3 protein-coding genes are annotated in these 1,542 nt (G+C 78.7%); all 3 read right to left on the reverse strand.

All coding sequences use genetic code 11. From position 1 onward, the window contains the following. The coding region (locus ABEB16_RS21550; protein ID WP_345714221.1) for a LacI family DNA-binding transcriptional regulator at positions 1–987 on the reverse strand (987 nt) is incomplete at its 3' end. 71 nt (positions 988–1,058) lie between these two features. After that, positions 1,059–1,409 (reverse strand): VanZ family protein, encoded by a 351-nt coding sequence (locus ABEB16_RS21555; RefSeq protein ID WP_345714222.1) that lies wholly within the window; start codon positions 1,407–1,409, stop codon positions 1,059–1,061. After that, positions 1,406–1,542, reverse strand: a 137-nt coding sequence (locus ABEB16_RS21560) for a DUF3037 domain-containing protein (RefSeq protein ID WP_345714223.1), incomplete at its 5' end; no start/stop codon positions are given. The genes ABEB16_RS21560 and ABEB16_RS21555, both read right to left, overlap by 4 nt.

The raw sequence follows: 1,542 nt of genomic DNA on the forward strand, positions 1-1,542 counted from the left end.
CACCTGCAGCCGCGGCTCCAGGACGAGGTCGTCCGGCACCTCCCCGCCCGCCAGCAGCGCCGACAACCGCACCCACGCCTGCGCCCCGAGCTCGGTGTGCTCCACCGCGGCCGTCGTCAGCGGCGGGGAGGTGTGGGCGGAGAACGGGATGTCGTCGAAGCCGACGACCGACACGTCCGCCGGCACCCGCACCCCCGTCTCCTGCAGCGCCCCCAGCAGGCCGAGCGCCACCAGGTCGTTGAACGCCACGACGGCCGTGACGCCCGCCGCCAGCACCGCCTCCCGCGCGGCGCGGCCGTCGGTGTACGTCGCCCCGCAGGCGATCTCCACGACCTGCGCGCCGGCCGCCCCCGGCAGCGGGGAGCGCAGCCCCGCGAGGCGGGCCTGGTTGGAGGCGGCCGCGGGCGGGCCGGCGAGGTAGGCGACGCGGCGGTGCCCGAGGCCGGCGAGGTGCTCGAGCAGGGCGCGCACGCCCGCGGCGTGGTCGATGCCCAGGGCGGGCGCCGCGGCGCCGGGGACCTCCCGGTTGAGCAGCACGACGGGGGCCAGCCTGGGCAGCAGCGCCGCCAGGTCCCCCAGCGGCATCCGCGGCGAGGTCAGCACGAGGCCGTCGCAGCGCCGGCGCGCCTCACCGGCCAGGATCGCCTCCTCCGCCACCTGCTCGGCGGTCTCCGCGACGAGCACCCGGTAGCCCTCGTGCGCGGCGGCGCGGCTCAGCCCCCGCAGCACCGCCTGGAACGCCGGGTTGCCGAGGTCGGGCACGACGAGCGCGACGGTGTGGGTGCGGCCGATGGCCAGGCCGCGCGCCAGGGTGCTCGGGGAGTAGTCCAGCTGCCGTGCCGCCTCCCGCACCCGCTCGGCGAGCACGGGGTCCACCGTGCTGAGCTGGTTCATCACCCGGGACACGGTGGCTCGCGAGACGCCGGCCGCTGCCGCGACGTCGCTGATGGTGACGCGCCGCTGGGGTGCGGAGTCCTGCGCGGGCACGGCGGCTCCTGCTGGTGACGGCGGCGGGAGCCGCACGATAGCAACGCGCCCCGCGCCGCCGCGGTGCCCCGTCAGCGCCCCCGCGACCGCGCCCGCCGCCGCACCAGCAGCGCGCCGAGGGCGGCGAGCAGCACCCCGGAGGCGTCGGCGGCCACGTCGGTGAGGTCACCGGCGCGGTTCGGCAGCGCGACGTGCTGGACGACCTCGCTGAGCACCGCGTACGCGCCGGCACCGGCGCACACCACCGCCGGCCGGCGCAGCCACCAGGTGCCCGTCGCGGTGAGCAGCGCGAAGAGGGCGCCGTGCACCACCTTGTCCAGGTGCGGGACGCCGCCCGCCCGCCCCGCGTCCGGCGCGAACAGCACCACCGCGCTGAGCAGCACGGCCGCGGCGAAGGCCACCGCGGGCAGCCGGCGCCTCACGAGCCGGCCCCCACGAGCGCGCCGAACAGCCGGTGCAGCTCCGCCGCGGGGTCGCGGGTGAGCCCGCAGTGCACCGCGGAGGTCTGCAGCACGGTGCTGCGCGGCGCGGTGAGCCAGCGGAAGCGCTGACCGG

Origin of the sequence: Kineococcus glutinatus, from assembly GCF_039542765.1 — a bacterium.
In the GTDB taxonomy this organism is placed as follows: domain Bacteria; phylum Actinomycetota; class Actinomycetes; order Actinomycetales; family Kineococcaceae; genus Kineococcus_A; species Kineococcus_A glutinatus.